The sequence below is a fragment of the Teichococcus oryzae genome (genome assembly GCF_008386565.1).
GTDB classification, from domain to species: Bacteria; Pseudomonadota; Alphaproteobacteria; order Acetobacterales; family Acetobacteraceae; genus Pseudoroseomonas; species Pseudoroseomonas oryzae.
The window spans coordinates 14,588-32,534 of the sequence record NZ_VUKA01000004.1; the positions used below are offsets into that span (position 1 = coordinate 14,588).

Annotated in this window: 19 protein-coding genes; 15 read left to right on the plus strand and 4 right to left on the minus strand. The window is 72.0% G+C overall.

All coding sequences use genetic code 11. From position 1 onward, the window contains the following. The 11 genes from F0Q34_RS10430 to F0Q34_RS10480 all read left to right on the plus strand — a co-directional run bounded on the left by F0Q34_RS10430 (position 1) and on the right by F0Q34_RS10480 (position 10,769). Positions 1 to 594: a COG4648 family protein gene (locus F0Q34_RS10430; RefSeq protein ID WP_149812166.1), complete on the plus strand. Its 594-nt coding sequence runs from the start codon at positions 1 to 3 to the stop codon at positions 592 to 594. Continuing rightward, complete coding sequence (locus tag F0Q34_RS10435; RefSeq protein WP_161600832.1) at positions 587 to 1,960, plus strand: AMP-binding protein; 1,374 nt, start codon at positions 587 to 589, stop codon at positions 1,958 to 1,960. Before F0Q34_RS10430 ends, F0Q34_RS10435 begins: the two co-directional genes overlap by 8 nt. 2 nt (positions 1,961 to 1,962) lie before the next feature. Continuing rightward, on the plus strand, positions 1,963 to 2,280 hold the full coding sequence (locus tag F0Q34_RS10440; protein ID WP_149812168.1) for a hypothetical protein: 318 nt from the start codon (positions 1,963 to 1,965) through the stop codon (positions 2,278 to 2,280). Beyond that, positions 2,277 to 3,191 (plus strand): LpxL/LpxP family acyltransferase, encoded by a 915-nt coding sequence (locus tag F0Q34_RS10445; RefSeq protein WP_149812169.1) that lies wholly within the window; start codon positions 2,277 to 2,279, stop codon positions 3,189 to 3,191. The genes F0Q34_RS10440 and F0Q34_RS10445 overlap by 4 nt, the downstream gene beginning before the upstream one ends. Continuing rightward, positions 3,188 to 3,766, plus strand: a complete 579-nt coding sequence (locus F0Q34_RS10450; protein ID WP_149812170.1) for a LolA family protein — start codon at positions 3,188 to 3,190, stop codon at positions 3,764 to 3,766. The genes F0Q34_RS10445 and F0Q34_RS10450 overlap by 4 nt, the downstream gene beginning before the upstream one ends. After that, positions 3,763 to 6,180: an MMPL family transporter gene (locus F0Q34_RS22305; protein ID WP_149812171.1), complete on the plus strand. Its 2,418-nt coding sequence runs from the start codon at positions 3,763 to 3,765 to the stop codon at positions 6,178 to 6,180. The genes F0Q34_RS10450 and F0Q34_RS22305 overlap by 4 nt, the downstream gene beginning before the upstream one ends. Then, positions 6,177 to 7,376 (plus strand): beta-ketoacyl-[acyl-carrier-protein] synthase family protein, encoded by a 1,200-nt coding sequence (locus tag F0Q34_RS10460; RefSeq protein ID WP_241665430.1) that lies wholly within the window; start codon positions 6,177 to 6,179, stop codon positions 7,374 to 7,376. Before F0Q34_RS22305 ends, F0Q34_RS10460 begins: the two co-directional genes overlap by 4 nt. Further along, positions 7,373 to 8,167 (plus strand): beta-ketoacyl synthase chain length factor, encoded by a 795-nt coding sequence (locus tag F0Q34_RS10465; RefSeq protein WP_149812173.1) that lies wholly within the window; start codon positions 7,373 to 7,375, stop codon positions 8,165 to 8,167. Before F0Q34_RS10460 ends, F0Q34_RS10465 begins: the two co-directional genes overlap by 4 nt. Then, positions 8,143 to 8,601 carry a phosphotransferase gene (locus tag F0Q34_RS10470; RefSeq protein WP_206667994.1) on the plus strand — a complete coding sequence of 153 codons (459 nt, stop codon included), beginning with the start codon at positions 8,143 to 8,145 and terminating at the stop codon, positions 8,599 to 8,601. The genes F0Q34_RS10465 and F0Q34_RS10470 overlap by 25 nt, the downstream gene beginning before the upstream one ends. Further along, positions 8,598 to 9,317, plus strand: coding sequence for a 3-oxoacyl-ACP reductase FabG (fabG, locus tag F0Q34_RS10475; protein ID WP_149812174.1), 720 nt, complete (start codon positions 8,598 to 8,600; stop codon positions 9,315 to 9,317). Before F0Q34_RS10470 ends, fabG begins: the two co-directional genes overlap by 4 nt. A 102-nt stretch (positions 9,318 to 9,419) precedes the next feature. After that, a complete protein-coding gene (locus F0Q34_RS10480; RefSeq protein WP_206667995.1) occupies positions 9,420 to 10,769 on the plus strand; it encodes an FAD-dependent oxidoreductase in 1,350 nt (449 codons plus the stop codon). Positions 10,770 to 10,855: 86 nt separating this feature from the next. Here the strand turns inward: F0Q34_RS10480 and F0Q34_RS10485 are convergent, their stop codons facing one another. Continuing rightward, positions 10,856 to 11,845, minus strand: a complete 990-nt coding sequence (locus tag F0Q34_RS10485; RefSeq protein ID WP_149812175.1) for an alpha/beta fold hydrolase — start codon at positions 11,843 to 11,845, stop codon at positions 10,856 to 10,858. A gap of 35 nt (positions 11,846 to 11,880) precedes the next feature. Here F0Q34_RS10485 and F0Q34_RS10490 point away from each other — a divergent pair, with 35 nt between their 5' ends. Both F0Q34_RS10490 and F0Q34_RS10495 read left to right on the plus strand, forming a co-directional pair. Then, positions 11,881 to 12,429, plus strand: coding sequence for a YqaA family protein (locus F0Q34_RS10490; protein ID WP_306419387.1), 549 nt, complete (start codon positions 11,881 to 11,883; stop codon positions 12,427 to 12,429). 38 nt (positions 12,430 to 12,467) lie between these two features. After that, positions 12,468 to 13,643, plus strand: coding sequence for a BaiN/RdsA family NAD(P)/FAD-dependent oxidoreductase (locus tag F0Q34_RS10495; protein WP_149812176.1), 1,176 nt, complete (start codon positions 12,468 to 12,470; stop codon positions 13,641 to 13,643). Positions 13,644 to 13,652: 9 nt separating this feature from the next. On the opposite strand, the gene F0Q34_RS10500 is transcribed toward F0Q34_RS10495, so the two are convergent. The 3 genes from F0Q34_RS10500 to F0Q34_RS10510 form a co-directional block, all read right to left on the minus strand. Next, complete coding sequence (locus F0Q34_RS10500; protein ID WP_149812177.1) at positions 13,653 to 14,033, minus strand: TIGR02588 family protein; 381 nt, start codon at positions 14,031 to 14,033, stop codon at positions 13,653 to 13,655. A 2-nt stretch (positions 14,034 to 14,035) separates the two neighbouring features. Continuing rightward, the gene (locus tag F0Q34_RS10505; RefSeq protein WP_149812178.1) at positions 14,036 to 14,878 is read right to left on the minus strand and encodes a TIGR02587 family membrane protein; all 843 of its coding nucleotides are present in this window, start codon (positions 14,876 to 14,878) and stop codon (positions 14,036 to 14,038) included. Between the two features lie 120 nt (positions 14,879 to 14,998). Continuing rightward, positions 14,999 to 15,652 carry a glutathione S-transferase gene (locus F0Q34_RS10510; RefSeq protein ID WP_149812179.1) on the minus strand — a complete coding sequence of 218 codons (654 nt, stop codon included), beginning with the start codon at positions 15,650 to 15,652 and terminating at the stop codon, positions 14,999 to 15,001. A gap of 225 nt (positions 15,653 to 15,877) precedes the next feature. Here F0Q34_RS10510 and F0Q34_RS10515 point away from each other — a divergent pair, with 225 nt between their 5' ends. Together F0Q34_RS10515 and F0Q34_RS10520 are read left to right on the plus strand one after the other, a co-directional pair. Further along, entirely contained in the window at positions 15,878 to 17,098 is a 1,221-nt protein-coding gene (locus F0Q34_RS10515; protein ID WP_149812180.1) for a polyhydroxyalkanoate depolymerase, read from the plus strand. Between the two features lie 72 nt (positions 17,099 to 17,170). After that, entirely contained in the window at positions 17,171 to 17,869 is a 699-nt protein-coding gene (locus tag F0Q34_RS10520) for a dienelactone hydrolase family protein (protein WP_149812181.1), read from the plus strand. The last annotated feature ends 78 nt before the right edge of the window (positions 17,870 to 17,947 follow it).

The following is a 17,947-nucleotide window of genomic DNA, read 5'->3' on the forward strand; positions in this document are numbered from 1 at the left end:
ATGGCCCTGGCCGTTGTCGCGGCGCGGCTGGCTGGCCTGCCGCAACTGGCGCTGCTGATCGCCCTGCCGGCCCTGGCCCTGGCGGCGACGCGGGGCCAGAACTGGCGCCGCCAGATGTTCTTCGCCGCCCTGGCCATGCTGGCCGCGCTGCTTTGGTGGTTTCTGGCGCCGGAGCCGGGGCTGGGCGCCGCCCTGCTGATGCCGGCGGGGGATCTGCTGATGTGCTGGCATTTCGGCGCCACGCTGCGGCCCGGCCGGGAAGCCCTGATCAGCCACTATACCCGCCACGATTTCGGCTATCTGCCGCCCGAATGCGCGTCCTATACGCGCCGGCTGACGGCGATCTGGGCGGCCTTGTTCCTGCTCCTGGCACCATTGCACGCGGCCCTGCTGCTGGGCGTTCCGCCATTGCCGCGCTGCGATTCCGGGCTTGTGCTGGGCGCCACGCTGGGCTTCACCCTGTTGATGTTTCTGGGGGAACACGTCATCCGCAGCCTGCGCTTTCCGCAACATGGCATCGCAACGCCGGCCCGCACCCTGCGGGCCATCCGATCGGCCCATTCGTCCAGACCCCAGCCGCAGCACCATGACTGATCCCCTGCGCCGTTCCCTTCCGCTCACCAGCCGCCCCGGGAACGGCATCCTGTTCCGCCGCAATGGCGAAAGCATCGCGGTCGGCCGGTTCCTGGCCGATGTGGCGGCGCTCGCCGCCCGCCTGCCGCCCCGCACCCATGCGCTCAACCTGTGCGCCGACCGCTACAACGCCCTGCTGGCCTTCGCCGCCGCCCTCAGCCGCGGCCAGGTGGTGCTGTTGTCGAGCGACCGGTCCGAGCGGCGCCTGGCCGAGATCTCCGCCGCCTATCCCGATCTCGCCCTGCTGGTGGATGCCGAGATCGAGGCCGTGCGCGGCGAGGCGCCCTGGGAGCCGCCGCCCGGCGCCATTCGCGTCGCGCCGCTTGCCATCCCGCGGCCGGACGGACCCAACCCGCGCATCCCCCTCGATCAGGTGGCGGTGATCGGCTTCACCTCCGGCAGCACCGGCCGCCCGGCGGCACACCCGAAAACCTGGGAAACCCTGGTCGCCGCCACGGTCGCCGCCGGGGAGCGCTTCGGGCTGCAGGGCGGCGCCGACATCGTCGCCACCGTGCCGCCGCAGCACATGTACGGCTTCGAGACCACCATCATGCTGCCGCTGCACGTGCCCACCACCAGCCATGCCGGCCCCTGCTTCTATCCGGTGGAGGTGGCCGAGGCGCTGCACGCGGCGCCGGGCCCGCGCGTGCTGGTGAGCACGCCGCTGCAATTGCGCGCCCTGCTCGGCGCCGGCACCGCGATGCCGCCCATCGAGGCGGTGATCTCCGCCACGGCGCCGCTCGACCCGGCGCTGGCCGCCGCCGTCGAAGCCGGCTGGAACACGCGGATGCTGGAAATCTACGGCGCCACGGAAATGGGCTCCATCGCCAGCCGCCGCACCCTGGAAGGCGATTGCTGGACCCTTTACCGCAACGTGTCCCTGCGGCAGGCCAAGGACATGCCGGACGGCACCGAGGCGCTGGTGGAAGGCATGGCCGCGCCCGTGCCGCTGGCCGATGCGGTGGAACTGAAGGAAGGCAGCCAGTTCCGCCTGCTCGGCCGCCGCACCGACATCGTCAAGCTGGGCGGCAAGCGCGCTTCCCTGGCCAGCCTGAACCGCATCCTGCTGGGCATTCCAGGCGTGGAGGATGGGGTTTTCGCCGTGCCGGAGGATCTCGACCGGAACCCGTCCGCGCGCCTGGCGGTGTTCGCCGTGGCGCCGGGCCTGACCGCCGAAGCCATCCTGGCCGCGCTGCGGCGGGAAATCGAGCCGGTCTTCCTGCCGCGCGTCGTGACCCTGGTGCCGGCCCTGCCACGCGACGCGGTGGGCAAGCTGCCCCGCGCCGCGCTGGAAGGGCTGCGGCGGCAGGTCGCGGGCCTCGCCTGAGCATGGCAGCGCCCGAAGGCGGCACGCACCGCTTCGCCATTCCCGCGGGCCATCCGGCCTTCGCCGGCCACTTTCCCTGCCGTCCGCTGGTGCCGGGGGTCATGTTGCTGGACGCCGCGCTGGCGCATCTCGCCGCCTGCGGCCTCGGTCGCGCCCTGCGCCTGACCCGCGCCAAGTTCACCGCCCCCGTGGGGCCTGAGGAGGCGGTGGAGCTGCGCTGGAAGGCCGCCGCCCCCGGCCGCGTCGCCTTCGAGGGCCATTGCGGCGGCACCCTGGCCTTCAGCGGCGAGGCGGCGCTGGAGGCTGGGCCGGCGGCATGAGCTGGCAGCGCCAGCGCGAGCGGGGCAGCCTCGGCGCCCTGCGGCTGATGGGCTGGGTCATCACCCGCCTCGGCTACCGGGCGGCCTGGCTGCTGTTGTATCCGATCACCGGCTATTTCCTGCTCTCCTCCCCCCGGCAAAGGCGCGCCGCCCGGCTGTTCCTCGGCCGCGCCCTGGGCCGCGAGGCCGGTTGGCGCGACCTGTTCCGCCTGTTCTTCACCTTTTCCGCCACCCTGCTGGACCGCGTCTTCCTGCTGGATGGCCAGCGGCGCGGCTTCCGCATCGAGGTGCAGGGGATGGAGGCGCTGGATGCCCGCATCGCCGCCGGCCGGGGCTGCATCCTGCTGGGCGCCCATATCGGCTCCTTCGACGCCTTGCGGGCGGTGGCCGATGCCGGCTGCCCGGTGGAGGTGGTGGCGCTGATGCATGGCGACCACGCCGCCATCAGCCGCGATTTCTTCGCCCAGCACGCGGCGAGCCGCCACACGACGGTCATCCCGCTGGGCCAGCCCGATGCCATGCTGCGCGCCAAGGAATGCCTGGACCGCGGCGGGCTGGTCGGCATCCTGGCGGACCGCGCGCCCGCCATGCCCGGCCGCACCGGCGGCATGCGCGTCGTCCATGTGCCCTTCCTCGGCCGGCCCGCCGCCTTCCCGGAAGGACCGCACATCCTGGCCGGGGTGCTGGGCGCCCCGGTGATGCTGGCCTATGGCGTCTGGACCGGTCCGCGCCGATATCAGGTGCGGTTCGAGCCTTTCGCGGAGCGCATCGTGCTGGACCGCCGCCGCCGGCAGGAGGCCATTGCCGAGGCCGCCGCCGCTTATGCCCTCAGGATCGAGGCGGTGGCTCGCGCCTATCCTTACAACTGGTTCAACTTCCACGATTTCTGGGAGGAGATGGACGCATCATGACCCATCGCCGCGCCCTTATCGCCCTTGCGTTGGCCTGCCTGGCCCCGCCCGCGCTGGCGCAGCCGGCGCCGACGCTGGATTCCGTGATGGCCGCCCTCGCCGCCCGCCGCCAGGGCCACGCCCGCTTCACCGAAACCCGGGAATTCCCCGAGCTGAGCATGCCGCTGCCCAGTAGTGGCACCTTGAGCTGGGCCGCACCCGACCGGCTGGAGAAGCACACCACCGAGCCGGTCGAGGAAATCCTGCGCATCGAGGGCGACCGGCTGGTCTTCGCCCGCCCGGCGCAGAACATCCGCCGCGAACTGGGCCTGGACGAGCAGCCCGAGCTGCGCCCCCTGGTGGAATCGATCCGCGCCACCCTGGCCGGGGACCTGCCGACGCTGCAACGGCATTACGAGGTGCGCTTCGCCGCGCAGCCCGATGGGGGCTGGCGCATCGACCTCACGCCACGCTCCATGCGGGTTTACGCGGCGCTGCAATCCGTGGCGATAAGCGGGCGCGGCGACGCCGTGTTGTCGGTGGTGACGCGCGGCAACCAGGGCGAAACCCGCATGACCATCCAGCCGGAGCCGTGAGCGCCGCCGCGACGGCGTGGCGGCGCCTGGGCCTCGCCCTGCTGCTGCTGGGGCTGCTGGCCGCCGCGCTGTTCCGCCTGGTTCCGTTTCGCGCCGAGCTGGGCGACCTGCTGCCCCCCGCCGGCACGCCGGCCGCGCGCTTCCTGCTGGATGAGCTGCGCGGCGGCGCCGCCACCAGCCTGTTGCTGGCCGGCATCGAGGGCGCGCCGGAACCGGAACTCGCCCGCATCAGCCGGGAGGTGGGCGATGCCTTACGGGCTTCCGGCCATTTCGTGTTTGTCGGCAACGGCGCGCAGGACCTGCCGCCGCAGGAGCGCGACCTGCTGTTCCGCTACCGCTACCTGCTGTCGCCCATCGCGGAGGACCCGGCGCGCTTCACCGCCGACGCGCTGCGCCCGCGCCTCCAGGGATTGCTCGACGGGCTGCGCTCCGCCGCCGCGCCGGTGCTGGCGCAGTTCGGCTTCGCCGACCCGCCGGGCGCGTTCCTGGACCTGCTGCGCTCCTGGCTCGGCGAAAGCCGGGTGACGATGCGCGGCGGCGTCTGGTTCGCCGCTGGTGACACGCCGCCCCGCGCCCTGATCGTGGCGCGCGGCCGGGCGCCGGGAACCGATCTGGAAGCCCAGGCTGCCATGGTGCGCGCCTTCGAGGGCGCCTTCGCCGCCGCCCATCCCGGTCCCGCCCGGCTGATGCTGCGCGGCCCTGGCGTGTTCAGCGCCGCCGCCGCCGCCGCGATCGAGGCGGATGTGCGGATGATCTCGATCCTGTCGGGCCTGCTGATCGCCGGCTTCCTGTTGTGGCGCACGCGGTCGCTGCTGATGCTGGCGGCGGTGGCGGTGCCGCTGCTGGCGGGCATGCTGGCCGGCACGCTGCTGGTCTTCCTGGTGTTCGGCGCCGTGCATGGCGCGGCCTTCGGCTTCGGCATGACCATGCTGGGGGTGGTGGCCGATTATCCCATGCTGCTGGCCGGCCAGCGCCGCCCGGGCGAGGACCTGCGCGGCACCGCCCGGCGCCTCGGCTTCACCCTCGCCCTTTCGGCGCTGGCGGCGGCGATGGGGCTGACCGCGATGCTGCTGTCCGGCTTTCCGCTGCTGGCGCAGCTTGGCCTGTTCGGCGCGGCGGGGCTGCTGGCCGGGGCGGCCGCGACGCGCTGGCTGCTGCCCCTGCTGCTGCCGGGCGGGGCGATCCGGCCCCGCCCTCTTCCCGGCCCCCTGCCCGGGCTGCTGCGGCGATTGCGGGGCTCGGCCTGGCCGGCGCTTATCCTGCCGCTGGCGGCGCTGGGCCTGTGGGCCATGGGCGGGCCGCGCTGGAACGACGACATCAACCACCTGAGCCCCGTGCCGGAGCAGCTGCGGCAGGAGGACGCCGAGTTGCGGCGGCAGCTCGGGGCCCCCGATGTCGGCACGCTGATCGCGCTCCGCGGCGACGATGCGGAAACCGTGCTGCGCCGGGCGGAACGTGCCGGCGCGGCGCTGGCCCCGCTGGTGGAGGCGGGCGCCATCGCCGGCTTCGACAGCCCGGCCCGCTACCTGCCCAGCGCCGCCACCCAGCGCGCCCGCCAGGCCGCCCTGCCGGCGGAGGAACGCCTGCGCTCCGCCTTGTCCGAGGCCGCGCGGGACCTGCCCTTCCGACCCACAGCCTTTGATCGCTTCCTGGCAGGCGTCCAGGAAAGCCGCGGGCTGGCGCCGCTCACCCCGGCGGAACTTGGCCCCGCGCCGACCATGGCCGCCCGCCTTGGCCTGCTGCTGACCGAACGGGACGGCGCCTGGCAGGGCTTCGTGATCCCTGATGGCGTGCGGGGCCTGCCCGCGCTGCGCGCTGCCGTGGCGGCCCTGCGCGACCCGGACATCCTGTTCATCCACATCAAGGGCGAGACCGAGGCCCTGGTCGCCACCGCCATCGCCCAGGCCCTGCGCTGGGTGGCGCTGGGCGGCATCGGCGTGCTGGCCTTGCTGCTGCTCGGCCAATGGCACCAGCGCGGCGGCTGGCGCCCCGGCCTCGCGGCCCTGCTGCGCATCGCCCTGCCGATCGGTGGCGCGGTGCTGGTGACGCTGGCGGTGCTGGCCGCGCTGGGCGAGGCGCTGAACCCCTTCCACCTGGCCGCCCTGCTGCTGGCCGCCGGGGTGGGGCTGGATTACGCCCTGTTCCTCGGCCTGCCCGCGCCGGAGGATGCGGCGGAAGGGGACCGCAATCTCGGCGCCGTGTTCAACTGCGCCGCCACCACCCTGCTGACCTTCGGCCTGCTGTCCTTCTGCGCCACCCCGGTTCTGCGCGGGATCGGGCTGTGCGTCAGCATCGGCGTGGCATCCGCCTTTGTGCTGGCTCTCGCCCTGGCCCCGCGCGGCGTGGTAACGGCGGCTCCGGCCATCCCTTCTTCCGGCGCTTCGCCATCAGCAACCCGACGGACCGGCGCTTGACTGCTTCCGCCCCCTTCCCGCCCCTGGCGGTCACCGCCTTCACCGCCGTCAGCGCCATTGGCCGCGGCCTCGCCGCCACCCGCGCGGCGCTGCACCAGCGCCAAAGTGGGCTTTCCGCCGCGGCCAAGGAAGATGGCGTGCCCGGCGCCTGGATCGGCCGCGTGGCCGGGCTGGAAGCAGTGGCCCTGCCGCCGGAGCTGGCCGCGTTCCAGTGCCGCAACAACGCCCTGGCCGAGATGGCCCTCGCCACGGACGGTTTCGCCGGAGCCGTGGTGGCGGCGCGCGAACGGCATGGCGCGTCGCGCATCGCCGTGCTGCTCGGCACCAGCACCGCCGGCATCGCCGAAACGGAGGCGGCCTATCGCGGCCGCGCCCCGGGCGAGGCCGCGCTGCCGGCCGGTTTCCACTACGCCACAACGCATGACCTGCACGCCCTGCCGCGCTTCGTGCGGCGGCGCCTCGGGCTGGCCGGGCCGGCCTTGTGCGTTTCCACCGCCTGCACCTCCGGCGCACGCACCGTGCTGGAGGCGGCGGCGCTGCTGCGCGCCGGGCTGTGCGACGCGGTGGTGGCTGGCGGCGTGGACACGCTGTGCCGCATGACGCTGCGGGGCTTCGCTTCTCTCGCCCTGCTGTCGGAGGGGCCAAGCCGCCCCTGCGCCGCCGACCGCAACGGCATCAGCATCGGCGAGGCCGCCGGCTTCCTGTTGCTGGAGCGCGATCCGGCGCCGGGCGCGCTGGCGGTGCTGGGCGCGGGCGCCAGCAGCGACGGGCACCACATGTCCTCGCCGCACCCGGAAGGGCTCGGCGCGGTGCTGGCGATGCGCGCGGCGCTCGATTCCGCCGGGCTGCCGCCGGAGGCGATCGGCTACATCAACCTGCATGGCACCGGCACCCGCGCCAACGACGCCATGGAGGACCGCGCCGTGTCGCAGCTGTTCGGCGCCGGTGTGCCCTGTTCCTCCACCAAGGGCTGGACCGGGCACACGCTGGGCGCTTCCGGCGCGCTGGAGGCGGTGATCGCGGCCCTGTGCCTGGAGGATGGGCTGATCCCCGGCTGCCTGGGCGTGGAAGCGGCGGACCCGGATTTCACCTCCGACATCGCCACCGGCAACCGCGCCGCGCCGCTTGCCCGCGTGCTGAGCAATTCCTTCGGCTTCGGAGGCAGCAATTGCAGCCTGATCCTGGGCCGCGCATGAGCGGCGCCTTCTGCCACATCGCGGGCGTCGGGCTGCTGGGGCCGGGCCTGCCGGGCTGGGCGGCTTCCATACCGGTCCTGTCCGGCGCTGCGCCATGGGTCCCGGCCGAGACGGTCCTGCCACCGCCCCCCCTGCTGCCGCCCACCGAGCGGCGGCGCGCGGGAGCCGTGACGCGCCTCGCCCTGGCCGCGGCCACGGAAGCCAGCGCCGGGCTGGACGCCGCCGCGCTGGACACGGTGTTCGCCTCCTCCAACGGGGATGGCGCCACGCTGGGCGCGATCCTGGAGGCGTTGACTGCCGAAGGGAGCGATGTCTCGCCCACGCAGTTCCACAACTCGGTGCACAACGCGGCGGCCGGCTACTGGGGCATCGGCACCCATTCCATGCGCCCCTCGGTCAGCCTGGGCGGGCATGACGACGTGCTGCCGCTGGGCCTGTTGCAGGCGGCCGCCCAATGCGCGGCGTGGGGTCGGCCGGTGTTGTTCTGCGCCTATGACGCGCCCTTGCCGCCGCCGCTGGATGCCTGCCACCCCGCCGCCTTTCCTTTCGCCATGGCCCTTGTGCTGCGGCCGGGACGCGAGGGCGGCCTCGCCGGGCTGCGGCTGTGGCACCAGGCGGAGGATTGCGCCGCCCCCGCCACACGCGGCGCCCTCGGCGAGGCGCTGGAGGATGGCAATCCCGTAGCCCGCGCCTTGCCGATGCTGGAAGCCCTGGCGGCCGGCCGGCCGGCCGATCTGTGCTGGCCGCTGCTGGATGGCGGCGCCGTGTGCGCCGCGCTTTCGCCATGCTGAGCGCGCCACTGGACCATGAGGCCATCGCCGCCCTGGTGCCGCATGCCGGCAGCATGTGCCTGCTCCATCGCGCCGAGGCTTGGGATGCCGATCGCATAAGCTGTTCCGCCCTGTCCCATGCCGATCCGCGGAACCCGCTGCGCCGCGATGGCCTGTTGCCGGCGATCTGCGGCGTGGAATACGCGCTCCAGGCCATGGCGCTGCATGGCGCCCTCACCGGGGACGGGCCGCAGCCGGCCGGCTTCCTCGCCAGCCTGCGCGGCGTCGACCTCCACGCGGACCGGCTGGACGGCCAGCCATCCCCCCTGAAGGTGGAGGCCGTGGCCCTGGCGCGGGAAGCGCGCTCCTTCATCTACGGCTTCACCCTGGCCGCCGATGGGCGGGTGCTGGTGGCCGGCCAGGCGGCGGTGATCCTGCCGGCGGTGTCCCGGTGAGGCGCGCCCTGGTGTCCGGCGCGGCCAGCCCGATCGGCCTCGCCATCGCCCGGCAACTGGCGGCGCAGGGGGAGCACGTCATCCTGCACGCCCATGCGGGGTTGCGCCGCGCCGAGGAGGAAGCCGCCGCCCTGCGCGCCGCCGGCCACGGCGCCGAGGCGGCGGGGTTCGACCTGACCGACCCTGCGGCCACCGAGGCGGCGCTGCACAACCTGCTGCGGGACGGACCAATCCAGATCCTGGTGCACAATGCCGGCACCCACCACGATGTGCCGATGGCGGGCATGTCGGCGGCGCAATGGCATTCCGTGATGGACGTGTCGCTGAACGGCTTCTTCCACCTCGCGCAGCCGCTGCTGCTGCCGATGATCGGCACGCGCTGGGGGCGGATCGTCGCCATCTCCTCCGTGTCGGCCATCATGGGCAACCGGGGCCAGGCCAATTACGCCGCGGCCAAGGCCGGGCTGGGCGGCGCCATCCGTTCCCTGTCGCTGGAATGCGCGCCGCGCGGCGTCACCGCCAACGTGGTCGCCCCCGGCATCATCGACAGTCCGGCCACGGCGGCGGTGATGAGCCGGGAGCAGATCGCGAAAATGGTTCCCGCCCGCCGCGCCGGACGCCCGGAGGAGGTGGCGGAGCTGGTCGGCTTCCTGGCGTCCGACAAGGCCGGCTACATCACCGGGCAGACCATCTCGATCAATGGCGGACTGGCCTGAGGCAGGACTAGCCCGCATTCCGGCTGGACAAGCCATACGCTTCCGCCGCAGCTTGTTGCGCGCCGCGAAGCCGCCCTGGCACGAGAATCACGGAAGCCGCCAATGCCGCCTGAAGCCGCAGCCGCCACCATGCCGTCCCCCGCCGGGGCGCCTCCTTCCCCCTGCGACGTTCTGGTGATCGGCGGCGGGCCGGCGGGCAGCACCGCCGCCGCCCTGCTCGCGGCGCGCGGCCGCCGCGTCGTGCTGCTGGAAAAGGATGCGCATCCCCGGTTCCATATCGGCGAATCCCTGCTGCCGCTGAACCTGCGCATCTTCGAGAAGCTCGGCGTGGCCGAGGAGGTGCGCGCCATCGGCGTGCACAAGCCGGGCGCCTCCTTCATCTCGGACGAGCATGGCAGCAAGGTGTCGTTCCTGTTCATCAATGGGCTGAACAAGGACTACACGCACAGCTACCAGGTGAAGCGCGCCGATTTCGACGCGCTCCTGTTCCGCCACGCCGCCGCGCGAGGCGCCGAGACCCATGAGAACACGCGCGTCCTGTCCGTGGCGCTGGGCGGCCGCCAGGGCCACTGCATCACCGCGCGCGGCGCCGATGGCCGGACGCGCGCCTGGCAGGCCCGCTTCGTCATCGACGCCTCCGGCCGCGACACCGTGCTGGCGCAGGCGATGGGCGGCAAGCAGCGGGACCCGCACAACAATTCCGCCGCCGTGTTCGGCCATTTCCACGGCGTCGCGCCCTGCGAGGACTGCCCCGAAGGCAACATCACCATCCACCTGCTCGACGATGGATGGTGCTGGATGATTCCGCTGCCGGGTGGCGTCACCAGCGTCGGCGTGGTCGGCACCCCGGCCCTGTTCAAGCGCCGCCAGGGCAGCTTCGAGCAGTTGCTGATGCAGGAGCTGGACCGCAGCCCCTCGGCGCGGGCGCGAATGCGGGAGGCCGAGCTGATCTCGCCGGTCACCACCACCGGCAACTATTCCTACCGCGCCAAGGTGATGCAGGGCGAGGGATGGCTGATGGCCGGCGATGCCTTCGCCTTCCTGGACCCGGTGTTCTCCTCCGGCGTGATGCTGGCCATGGCCAGCGCCGAGCTGGGCGCCGAGGCGGCCGACATCTGGCTGGACGACCCGGCGCGCGCCGCGCCGCTGTTGCGCGCCTTCGAGGGCAAGGTGCGCCGCGCCATCGATGCGATGTCCTGGCTGGTCTACCGCATCAACCGGCCGGTGCTGCGGGACATGTTCATGCAGCCCTCCAACCGCTTCCGCATGCGGGACGGGCTGGTCAGCCTGCTGGCCGGAGACGTGCATGCCGATACCAGCCGCCAGCTGCCGGTGATCGCATTCAAGACAACCTACAGGATTCTGAGCCTGCTGCACCGGATGGGCTGGCATCTGCGCGATGGCGGGCTGCGGCGCATGCCGCGCGGGCCGGCGCCCGCAGCCGCCGAGTGATCCGCCACCGCCAGCTCATGCCTCCAGGAGCGTCCATGCGCCGCCTTGCCGCTTTCGCCGCCCTGCGCTGAGCGCGCGGCCGGCCGCTACGGCGCGGCCAGCCAGGCCGCCGCCGCGCGGTCCGCGCCCGAGGGCAAGGTTGTGGCCGGTGCCGCCATCCAGGCCAGGATGTCGCCGGCCACTGTGGCGCGGTTCCTGTCGCGCAGCAGCATGTGGAAGCCCTCCGGGTAGTAGGCGGCGCGCAGGGCCGGGTCACCAGCCGCGCGGCGCAGGAAATCGCGGATCGGGCCGGCGCGGATGATGCGGTCCTGCGCGCCGTAGAGCAGCAGCATGGGCACGGTCCGGCGCGGCACCGCGCGGGCGGCCTCGTCCATCAGCCCGACAAGGCCGTAAAGCGTGTCCACCCGCACCTCCTTGTAGGTCAGCGGGTCACGGCTCCAGCCGCGCATCGCCTCCTCGTCATCGGTGGGCGCGAAGCCGGGGGCGGAATTGCGGAATTCCAGCAGCGGCACGGTATGCGCCGCGAAATCCAGCACGTTGCGCGCCAGCCATCCCAGGCTGTCGCGGCCCTGCACGGCGGGCGCCACCAGCACCACTCCATCCACCGGCGGCGGGTCCGGCGACGCGAGCGCCACCAGCGCCACGGCGCCGCCCATGCTTTCGCCCAGCAGGAACAAGGGCAGGCCCGGATGCCGCGCCCGCAGCAGCCGCGCGGCGCGGGCGGCATCCCCGGCCAGGGCCGCCGCGCCAGGCCAGACGCCGCGATGCGGCGCGCCGCCGAAGCCGCGCTGGTCATAGGCGTAGAAGGCGATGCCGGCCGCCAGCAGCGGCTCGGCGGAACGGCGGAAGGCGTTGCTGGCGGTGTCGCCGAAGCCATGCAGCGCCAGGATCACGGCGCGTGGCGGCTCCGGCGGCAGCCAGGCCCGCATCGGCAGGGCCGCCCCATCGGCCATGACAAAGGATTCGGGCGCCATGGACGGCGCGGTGACCACCGGCCCGGCCGGGATCACCTGCGGCGAGCAGCCGCCGGCCAGAACCAGCAGAACAAGCAGCGGCAACAGTTCTGTGCGGCGCATGAACAAGATCAAACGGCGGGGGCGGAGCATGGCGCATGCTGGCGCAGGCCCGCCAGGCAAGGCCAGCGCCTTTCGCCGCCCTTCCGCTGCCGGCACCGCCCAGGCTAGGTTGCGGCCATGACCGTCATCGGGGCGCCTGTTCCTCCGGGCGCGCCGTGATGGGCCTGCTGTTCGGGCTGTTCGCCAGCGCCTTCCTGTCCGCCACCCTGCTGCCGGGCTCCTCGGAAGCGGCGCTGGTCGCGCTGCTCGCCGGCACGGCGCTGCCGCCCTGGTGGCTCGTTGCCGCCGCCACCGCCGGCAACGTGCTGGGATCGGTGGTGAATTACGGCATTGGCCGGGGGGTGGAACGGTTCCGGGACCGAAGCTGGTTTCCGGTCGCCCCGCGCCGCTACGAACAGGCTGTGGGCTGGTACCGGCGCTTCGGCCGCTGGTCGCTACTGTGTTCCTGGGTGCCGGTGGTGGGCGATCCGCTGACACTGGTGGCGGGCGCCCTGCGCGAGGATTGGCGGGTGTTCCTGGTTCTCGTGACGCTGGGCAAGGCGGCGCGCTACGGCGCCATCGCCGGCGCCTTCGCGGCGCTGTAGCTTGCCCTGCCCTCACCGGGGCGGTTAAGCCGCGCCCCATGCAAGATTTCGATGCGGTGATCCTCGGCGCCGGCGCGGCCGGGCTGATGTGCGCGTTGCGCGCCGGGCAGCGCGGGCGGCGGGTCCTGGTGCTGGACCACGCGCGGGAAGCGGGCGCCAAGATCCTGATTTCCGGCGGCGGGCGCTGCAACTTCACCAACACCGGAACGGTGCCGGAGCGGTTCTTCTCGAACAACCCGCATTTCGCCAAATCGGCACTGCGCCGCTACACCCCGGCGGATTTCCTGGCGCTGGTGGAGAAGCACCGCATCGCCTGGCACGAGAAGACGCTCGGGCAGCTGTTCTGCGACGGCTCGGCGCGGCAGATCGTCGCCATGCTGCTGGCGGAATGCGCCGCCGCCGGGGTGGAGGTCCGCCTCGGCCACCGCGTCACCGACGTGTCCCGCGCCGACCGCTTCCGCGTGGACACCGATCGCGGCGCCTTCGCCGCGCCCGCCCTGGTGCTGGCGACCGGCGGGCTGTCCATTCCGAAGATGGGCGCCACCGGCCTGTCGCTGGACATCGCCTGCCGCTTCGGCCTGCCGCTGACGGAAACGCGGCCGGCCCTGGTGCCGCTGACCTTCGCTGAGGAGATGCTGGCGCTGATGCGGCCGCTTTCCGGCGTGGCCCTTCCGGCGGTGGCGCGGATCGGCAAGCTGGCCTTCCCCGAGGCGGTGCTGTTCACCCATCGCGGCCTGTCGGGTCCGGCGGTGCTGCAGATCTCCTCCGCCTGGCGCGAAGGGGGCGAGATCCGGCTCGACCTGCTGCCGGGGCGGGATGCCGACGCCGCGCTGCTGGCCGCCAAGCGCGCGCGCCCGCGCGCCGAGCCGCGCACCGCCCTGGCCGAGCTGCTGCCCCAGCGCCTGGCGCAGGCCCTGGCCGCCGCGCAGCTGCCCGACCGTATCCTGGCCGAGCAGACCGACAAGGATCTTCGACGCCTGGGCGCCATGCTGGGCGACTGGCGCCTCACACCCTCCGGCACGGAAGGCTATGCCAAGGCCGAGGTGATGCTGGGCGGCGTGGACACGGCCGCGCTGTCCTCCCAGACACTGGGCGCCAAGGCGGTGCCCGGCCTGCACGTGGTGGGCGAGGCGGTGGACGTGACCGGCTGGCTCGGCGGCTACAATTTCCAATGGGCCTGGGCCAGCGGCTGGTGCGCCGGGGGGGCGCTGTAGCCCCGGGCCTCAGGGTTCCTGGTAGCCCAGGGCCCGCAGCTCCAGCCGCAACCCTGTGGGATCACGGGCGAACCACAGCCCGGCGCGGGTGGCGGAGCCGCGCGGCACGTAGTCCAGCGTCACGCGGCTGGTCTCGACCGTCGCCTCGCCATCATAGAGCCGCCCCTCGATCTCCACGGCGGCGGCGGTCCGCATGCCGTCATTATGCACCATGAGCCGCACCACGTGGCCGGTGCCGGAGGCGGGGCCAGGGCTGGCTTCCAGCCGCAGCTCCGGCGTCGCCCCGGGATCGCCGCCGGGGATCTGCGCGGCGACGATGCCGAGCGTGCCCGCCACCACGGCGCCGCCCAGCGCGGCGCAGATCCATTCCAGGGAGGGCCGCCTGGCCATGCTCACACCACCAGGCGGGCCAGCCCCGCGCCCAGCGCGCCGGGAAAGGCCAGCACCACCGTCATCATCGCCACCATGGGGATGGAGGCATCATCCGTCCGGCCAAAGGTCCAGAGCACATAGGCGCTGATCGCCAGGGCCAAGCCGTAGCCGGCCAGGGTGTAGGTGAAGAAGGTGGCCCAGAAGCCCTCATCCGCCGGCTCCTCCTGCCCCGCGAAGCCCACCGTGTAGACCAGCGCGTGCAGCAGCAGCAGCGAGACGGCCATCAGCAGCAGGATCTGCCACGGGCCCATGCGGAAGGTGATCAGGACCATCTCCTCGGTGGGGGCGACGTTGAAGGCCAGGAAGACGGCGCCGGCCGCCATCAGGAAAAGCTGGGCGGGGTAGCCGGCGCGGTCCTCCTTGGTTTGTTCGTCCGGCGCTCCGCCAAGCTGCTGCCGCGCCGCCACCGCGCCGATGCCGGCCGGCACCGCCTGGATCGCGACCATGCCGGCGGCGCCGCGCCAGCCCTGCATCTGGTCCAGCACGCCGAGCAGCCACAGCACCGCCACGCTGCCGAGGCAGCCGATGCCAAAGGCGGTGACGCCGCCGATCAACGCATCCGTCATGTCCCGCGCGGGCTGGAAGCCGCTGAAATAGGCCAGCCCGACCTGCAGCCCGAGGCCTGTCAGCAGAAACAGCAGCAGCCGGTATGGCTCGACATAGAAGCCGATCCACCACATCTCCATGGTCATGATCAGCGGGAAGGCGAAGATCAGCGCCCCCGCGAAGCCGCGCGCCAGGCCGAGGGCATAGTCCCGGTTTGCATTGTTCCGGTCCGCCTTCCATCCCGCCGCCTCAGCCATTGATGCGCTTCCCTGCCCAGTCTCTGTGCTGGTACAAACTCACCCTGCCGCGTCCGGTTGTGGCGGACCGCGAGGGGCGGCGGCCGGCGCGGTTCAGCGGAGCGCGCCCCGGCAGGAAGCTCAGTCCACCTCCAGTTCCTCGATGGCCTCGGGCTCCATCGCCGCTTCCCGCATCCAGTCGACCATGGGCTCCCAGGCCAGTATGTGGTCGCGATACGCGGCACAAGGCGGCTCCAGCGCCACGTCATAGGTCAGGAAGCGGCTGGCCACCGGGCCGTACATGGCATCTGCGATGGTGGGGCGGCCGCCGAACAGCCAGGGCCCGCCATGCGCCTCGAGGCAGTCGCGCCAGATTTCCTGGATCAGCGCAATATCGGCACGCGCCCCTGACCAGGGCCGGTGGCCCGGCCGCCGCGCCCGCATGTTCAGCGGGAGGGAGGAGCGCAGCGCCACGAAGCCGGAATGCATCTCACCGGAGATGGCGCGGGCATGCGCGCGCATCTGGCGGGTTTCCGGCCACATCCCTGCCTCGGGATGGATTTCATTGAGGTATTCGGCGATGGCGAGGGTGTCCCAGATGGTCACCTCGCCATGCAGCAGGCTGGGCAGCCGGATGGTGGGGCTGTTCAGGGTCAGTTCGGCACGTGCCTGCGGGTCGTCCGCGGCCACCGGTACGACGGTGAAGGCTAGGCCGGACAACCGGCACAGCAGGTATCCGCGCAGGGACCAGGAGGAATAATTCCGGCTGCTGATCAGGAGCTTGGCTTCGGCCATGGGCATCCCCTTCTTTCCGAAGAAGGCACCTTATCGGGGCCATGGCCTTGACGAAATGCTTACCACTGCACCACCACCCTGGGGCCGCGGCACGCGGAAGATTGTCGTGACCGGTGGCGTGGGCAGTAACAGGATGTCGGTTGCCTGCGTTATAACCTTGAAAGGCTCCGCATCAGGCGTCTTTCAATGATTAAATGAACTGCGACGCGGGAGATTGGCGGGCGGATGATGTACCAACTCTACCAGGCCCAGCAGGATCTGCTGACTCCGATCCGGCTGTTCGCCAAGGGAACCGGCGCGGTTCTGCGCCAGTTCGACAATGGACGGCCCGAAACCTTTCCGCTCCGGCAATTCACGGCCGCGCTTGAAATCCTCGGCAGCAGCGGCATCACCCATGCCCGCCCCCCCTTCGGCTTCACCACGGTCCAGGTCGGCAACCAGGAAGTGAAGGTCGAGGAGGACCCGGTCTTCTCGACCCCCTTCGGAACGCTGCTGCATTTCCGCAAGGACACCGACATCCAGCAGCCCAAGGTGCTGGTGGTGGCGCCGATGTCCGGCCATTTCGCCACCCTGCTGCGCGGCACGGTGCAGGTGCTGCTGCCGGAGAACGACGTCTACATCACCGACTGGACCAATGCCCGGGACGTCCCCGTCTCGGCCGGCCGCTTCGGCATGGACGAGTTCATCGACCATGTGATCCGCTTCCAGGAGGAGATCGGCCCCGGCGCCCATGTGCTGGCGGTGTGCCAGCCCGCCGTGCCCGTGCTGGCGGCGGTGGCGCGCATGTCGGAAGACAAGAATCCCGCGACGCCGCGCTCCATGGTGCTGATGGCCGGGCCGATCGACACGCGGCAAAGCCCCACCAAGGTCAACGAGATGGCCAATTCGCATCCCATCTCCTGGTTCCGCGACAATCTGGTGGACACCGTGCCCTGGCGGCTCAAGGGCGGCGGGCGCAAGGTTTATCCCGGCGCCGTGCAGATCTCGGCCTTCATCTCGATGAACATGCAGCGGCATGTGGATGCCCATCTGGAGCAATACCGCAACCTCGTCGGCGGCGATTCGGACCTGGCTGACGCGCACCGGCGCTTCTACGACGAATACCTGGCGGTGATGGACCTGCCGGCGGAATTCTACCTGGAAACGGTGAAATCGGTGTTCCAGGACCACGACCTGGCGCTCGGCCGCATGACGCATCATGGCAAGCCGGTGCGGCCCGAGATGATCCGGCGCACCTATCTGCTGACCGTGGAAGGCGAGCGGGACGACATCTGCGGCATCGGGCAGACCTCGGCCGCGCTGGATCTCTGCTCGGAACTGCCGGCGCACATGAAGCGGCATCACGTCCAGACTGGCGCCGGCCATTACGGCGTGTTCAGCGGCCGCCGCTGGACGCGGGAGGTTTATCCGCTGGTGCGCGGCCTGTTCGAGGAAGCCGGCGGCTAGCGCCGGCAACCGGCTTCGCCCCGGCGGCGGCCGGCGCTATCCTTTCCGCCTCACCGGCAAAGGAAACGCGCCATGCCCGAAATCACCATCCAGGCTTCCGACGGCAGCGGCAGCTTCGGCGCCTATCTGGCGATGCCGAAACAGGTGCCCGCCGGCGCCGTGGTGATGATCCAGGAAATCTTCGGCGTGAACCACGCCATGCGGTCGCTGTGCGACTGGGTGGCCGATATGGGCTTCATCGCCATCTGCCCCGACCTGTTCTGGCGCATCGAGCCCGGCGTCGACATCACCGATGCCACGAAGGCCGAATGGGACCGCGCCTTCGATCTGATGAACCGGTTCGACCAGAAGAAGGGCATCGAGGACCTGAAGGCCACGCTGGCTGCGGCGCGGGTGCTGCCGGGCTGCAACGGGAAGGCCGGCACCATGGGCTTCTGCCTGGGCGGAAGGCTGGCCTTCATGATGGCCACCGAATCGGATGCCGATTGCAACATCTCCTATTATGGCGTCGGCATCGAGGGTCTGCTGGACGGCAAGGACCGGATCCACAAGCCGCTGCTGCTGCATGTGGCGGAAAAGGACCGGTTCGTGCCGGAAGCGGCGCGTGACGCCATGCAGGCCGCCCTGGGCGGCATGGGCGGCGTTGCATTGCATGTCTACCCCGGCGTGGATCACGCCTTCGCCCGCATGGGCGGCCATTCCTGGGACGGGCGCGCGGCGACCATCGCCAATGGCCGCAGCGCGGAGTTGCTGACGGCAACACTGGGTTGAGCAGCGGCGGCGGCAATTCTGTTTCATTGCAGGGACCGCCGCCCCTATACCTTGGGGATGCCTTGCCCTGATGTCGCA

Bases quoted from the DNA above. Each gene is read 5' to 3' on its own strand.
- F0Q34_RS10435 (WP_161600832.1), top strand. From the start codon at position 587: ATGACTGATCCCCTGCGCCGTTCCCTTCCGCTCACCAGCCGCCCCGGG.
- F0Q34_RS10500 (WP_149812177.1), bottom strand. From the start codon at position 14,033: ATGGCCAGGCGGCCCTCCCTGGAATGGATCTGCGCCGCGCTGGGCGGC.
- F0Q34_RS10520 (WP_149812181.1), top strand. From the start codon at position 17,171: ATGCCCGAAATCACCATCCAGGCTTCCGACGGCAGCGGCAGCTTCGGC.
- F0Q34_RS10450 (WP_149812170.1), top strand. From the start codon at position 3,188: ATGACCCATCGCCGCGCCCTTATCGCCCTTGCGTTGGCCTGCCTGGCC.
- F0Q34_RS10495 (WP_149812176.1), top strand. From the start codon at position 12,468: ATGCAAGATTTCGATGCGGTGATCCTCGGCGCCGGCGCGGCCGGGCTG.
- F0Q34_RS10430 (WP_149812166.1), top strand. From the start codon at position 1: ATGGCCCTGGCCGTTGTCGCGGCGCGGCTGGCTGGCCTGCCGCAACTG.
- F0Q34_RS10465 (WP_149812173.1), top strand. From the start codon at position 7,373: ATGAGCGGCGCCTTCTGCCACATCGCGGGCGTCGGGCTGCTGGGGCCG.
- F0Q34_RS10480 (WP_206667995.1), top strand. From the start codon at position 9,420: ATGCCGCCTGAAGCCGCAGCCGCCACCATGCCGTCCCCCGCCGGGGCG.
- F0Q34_RS10490 (WP_306419387.1), top strand. From the start codon at position 11,881: ATGCTGGCGCAGGCCCGCCAGGCAAGGCCAGCGCCTTTCGCCGCCCTT.
- F0Q34_RS10485 (WP_149812175.1), bottom strand. From the start codon at position 11,845: ATGCGCCGCACAGAACTGTTGCCGCTGCTTGTTCTGCTGGTTCTGGCC.
- F0Q34_RS10510 (WP_149812179.1), bottom strand. From the start codon at position 15,652: ATGGCCGAAGCCAAGCTCCTGATCAGCAGCCGGAATTATTCCTCCTGG.
- F0Q34_RS10515 (WP_149812180.1), top strand. From the start codon at position 15,878: ATGATGTACCAACTCTACCAGGCCCAGCAGGATCTGCTGACTCCGATC.
- F0Q34_RS10505 (WP_149812178.1), bottom strand. From the start codon at position 14,878: ATGGCTGAGGCGGCGGGATGGAAGGCGGACCGGAACAATGCAAACCGG.
- F0Q34_RS10445 (WP_149812169.1), top strand. From the start codon at position 2,277: ATGAGCTGGCAGCGCCAGCGCGAGCGGGGCAGCCTCGGCGCCCTGCGG.
- F0Q34_RS10440 (WP_149812168.1), top strand. From the start codon at position 1,963: ATGGCAGCGCCCGAAGGCGGCACGCACCGCTTCGCCATTCCCGCGGGC.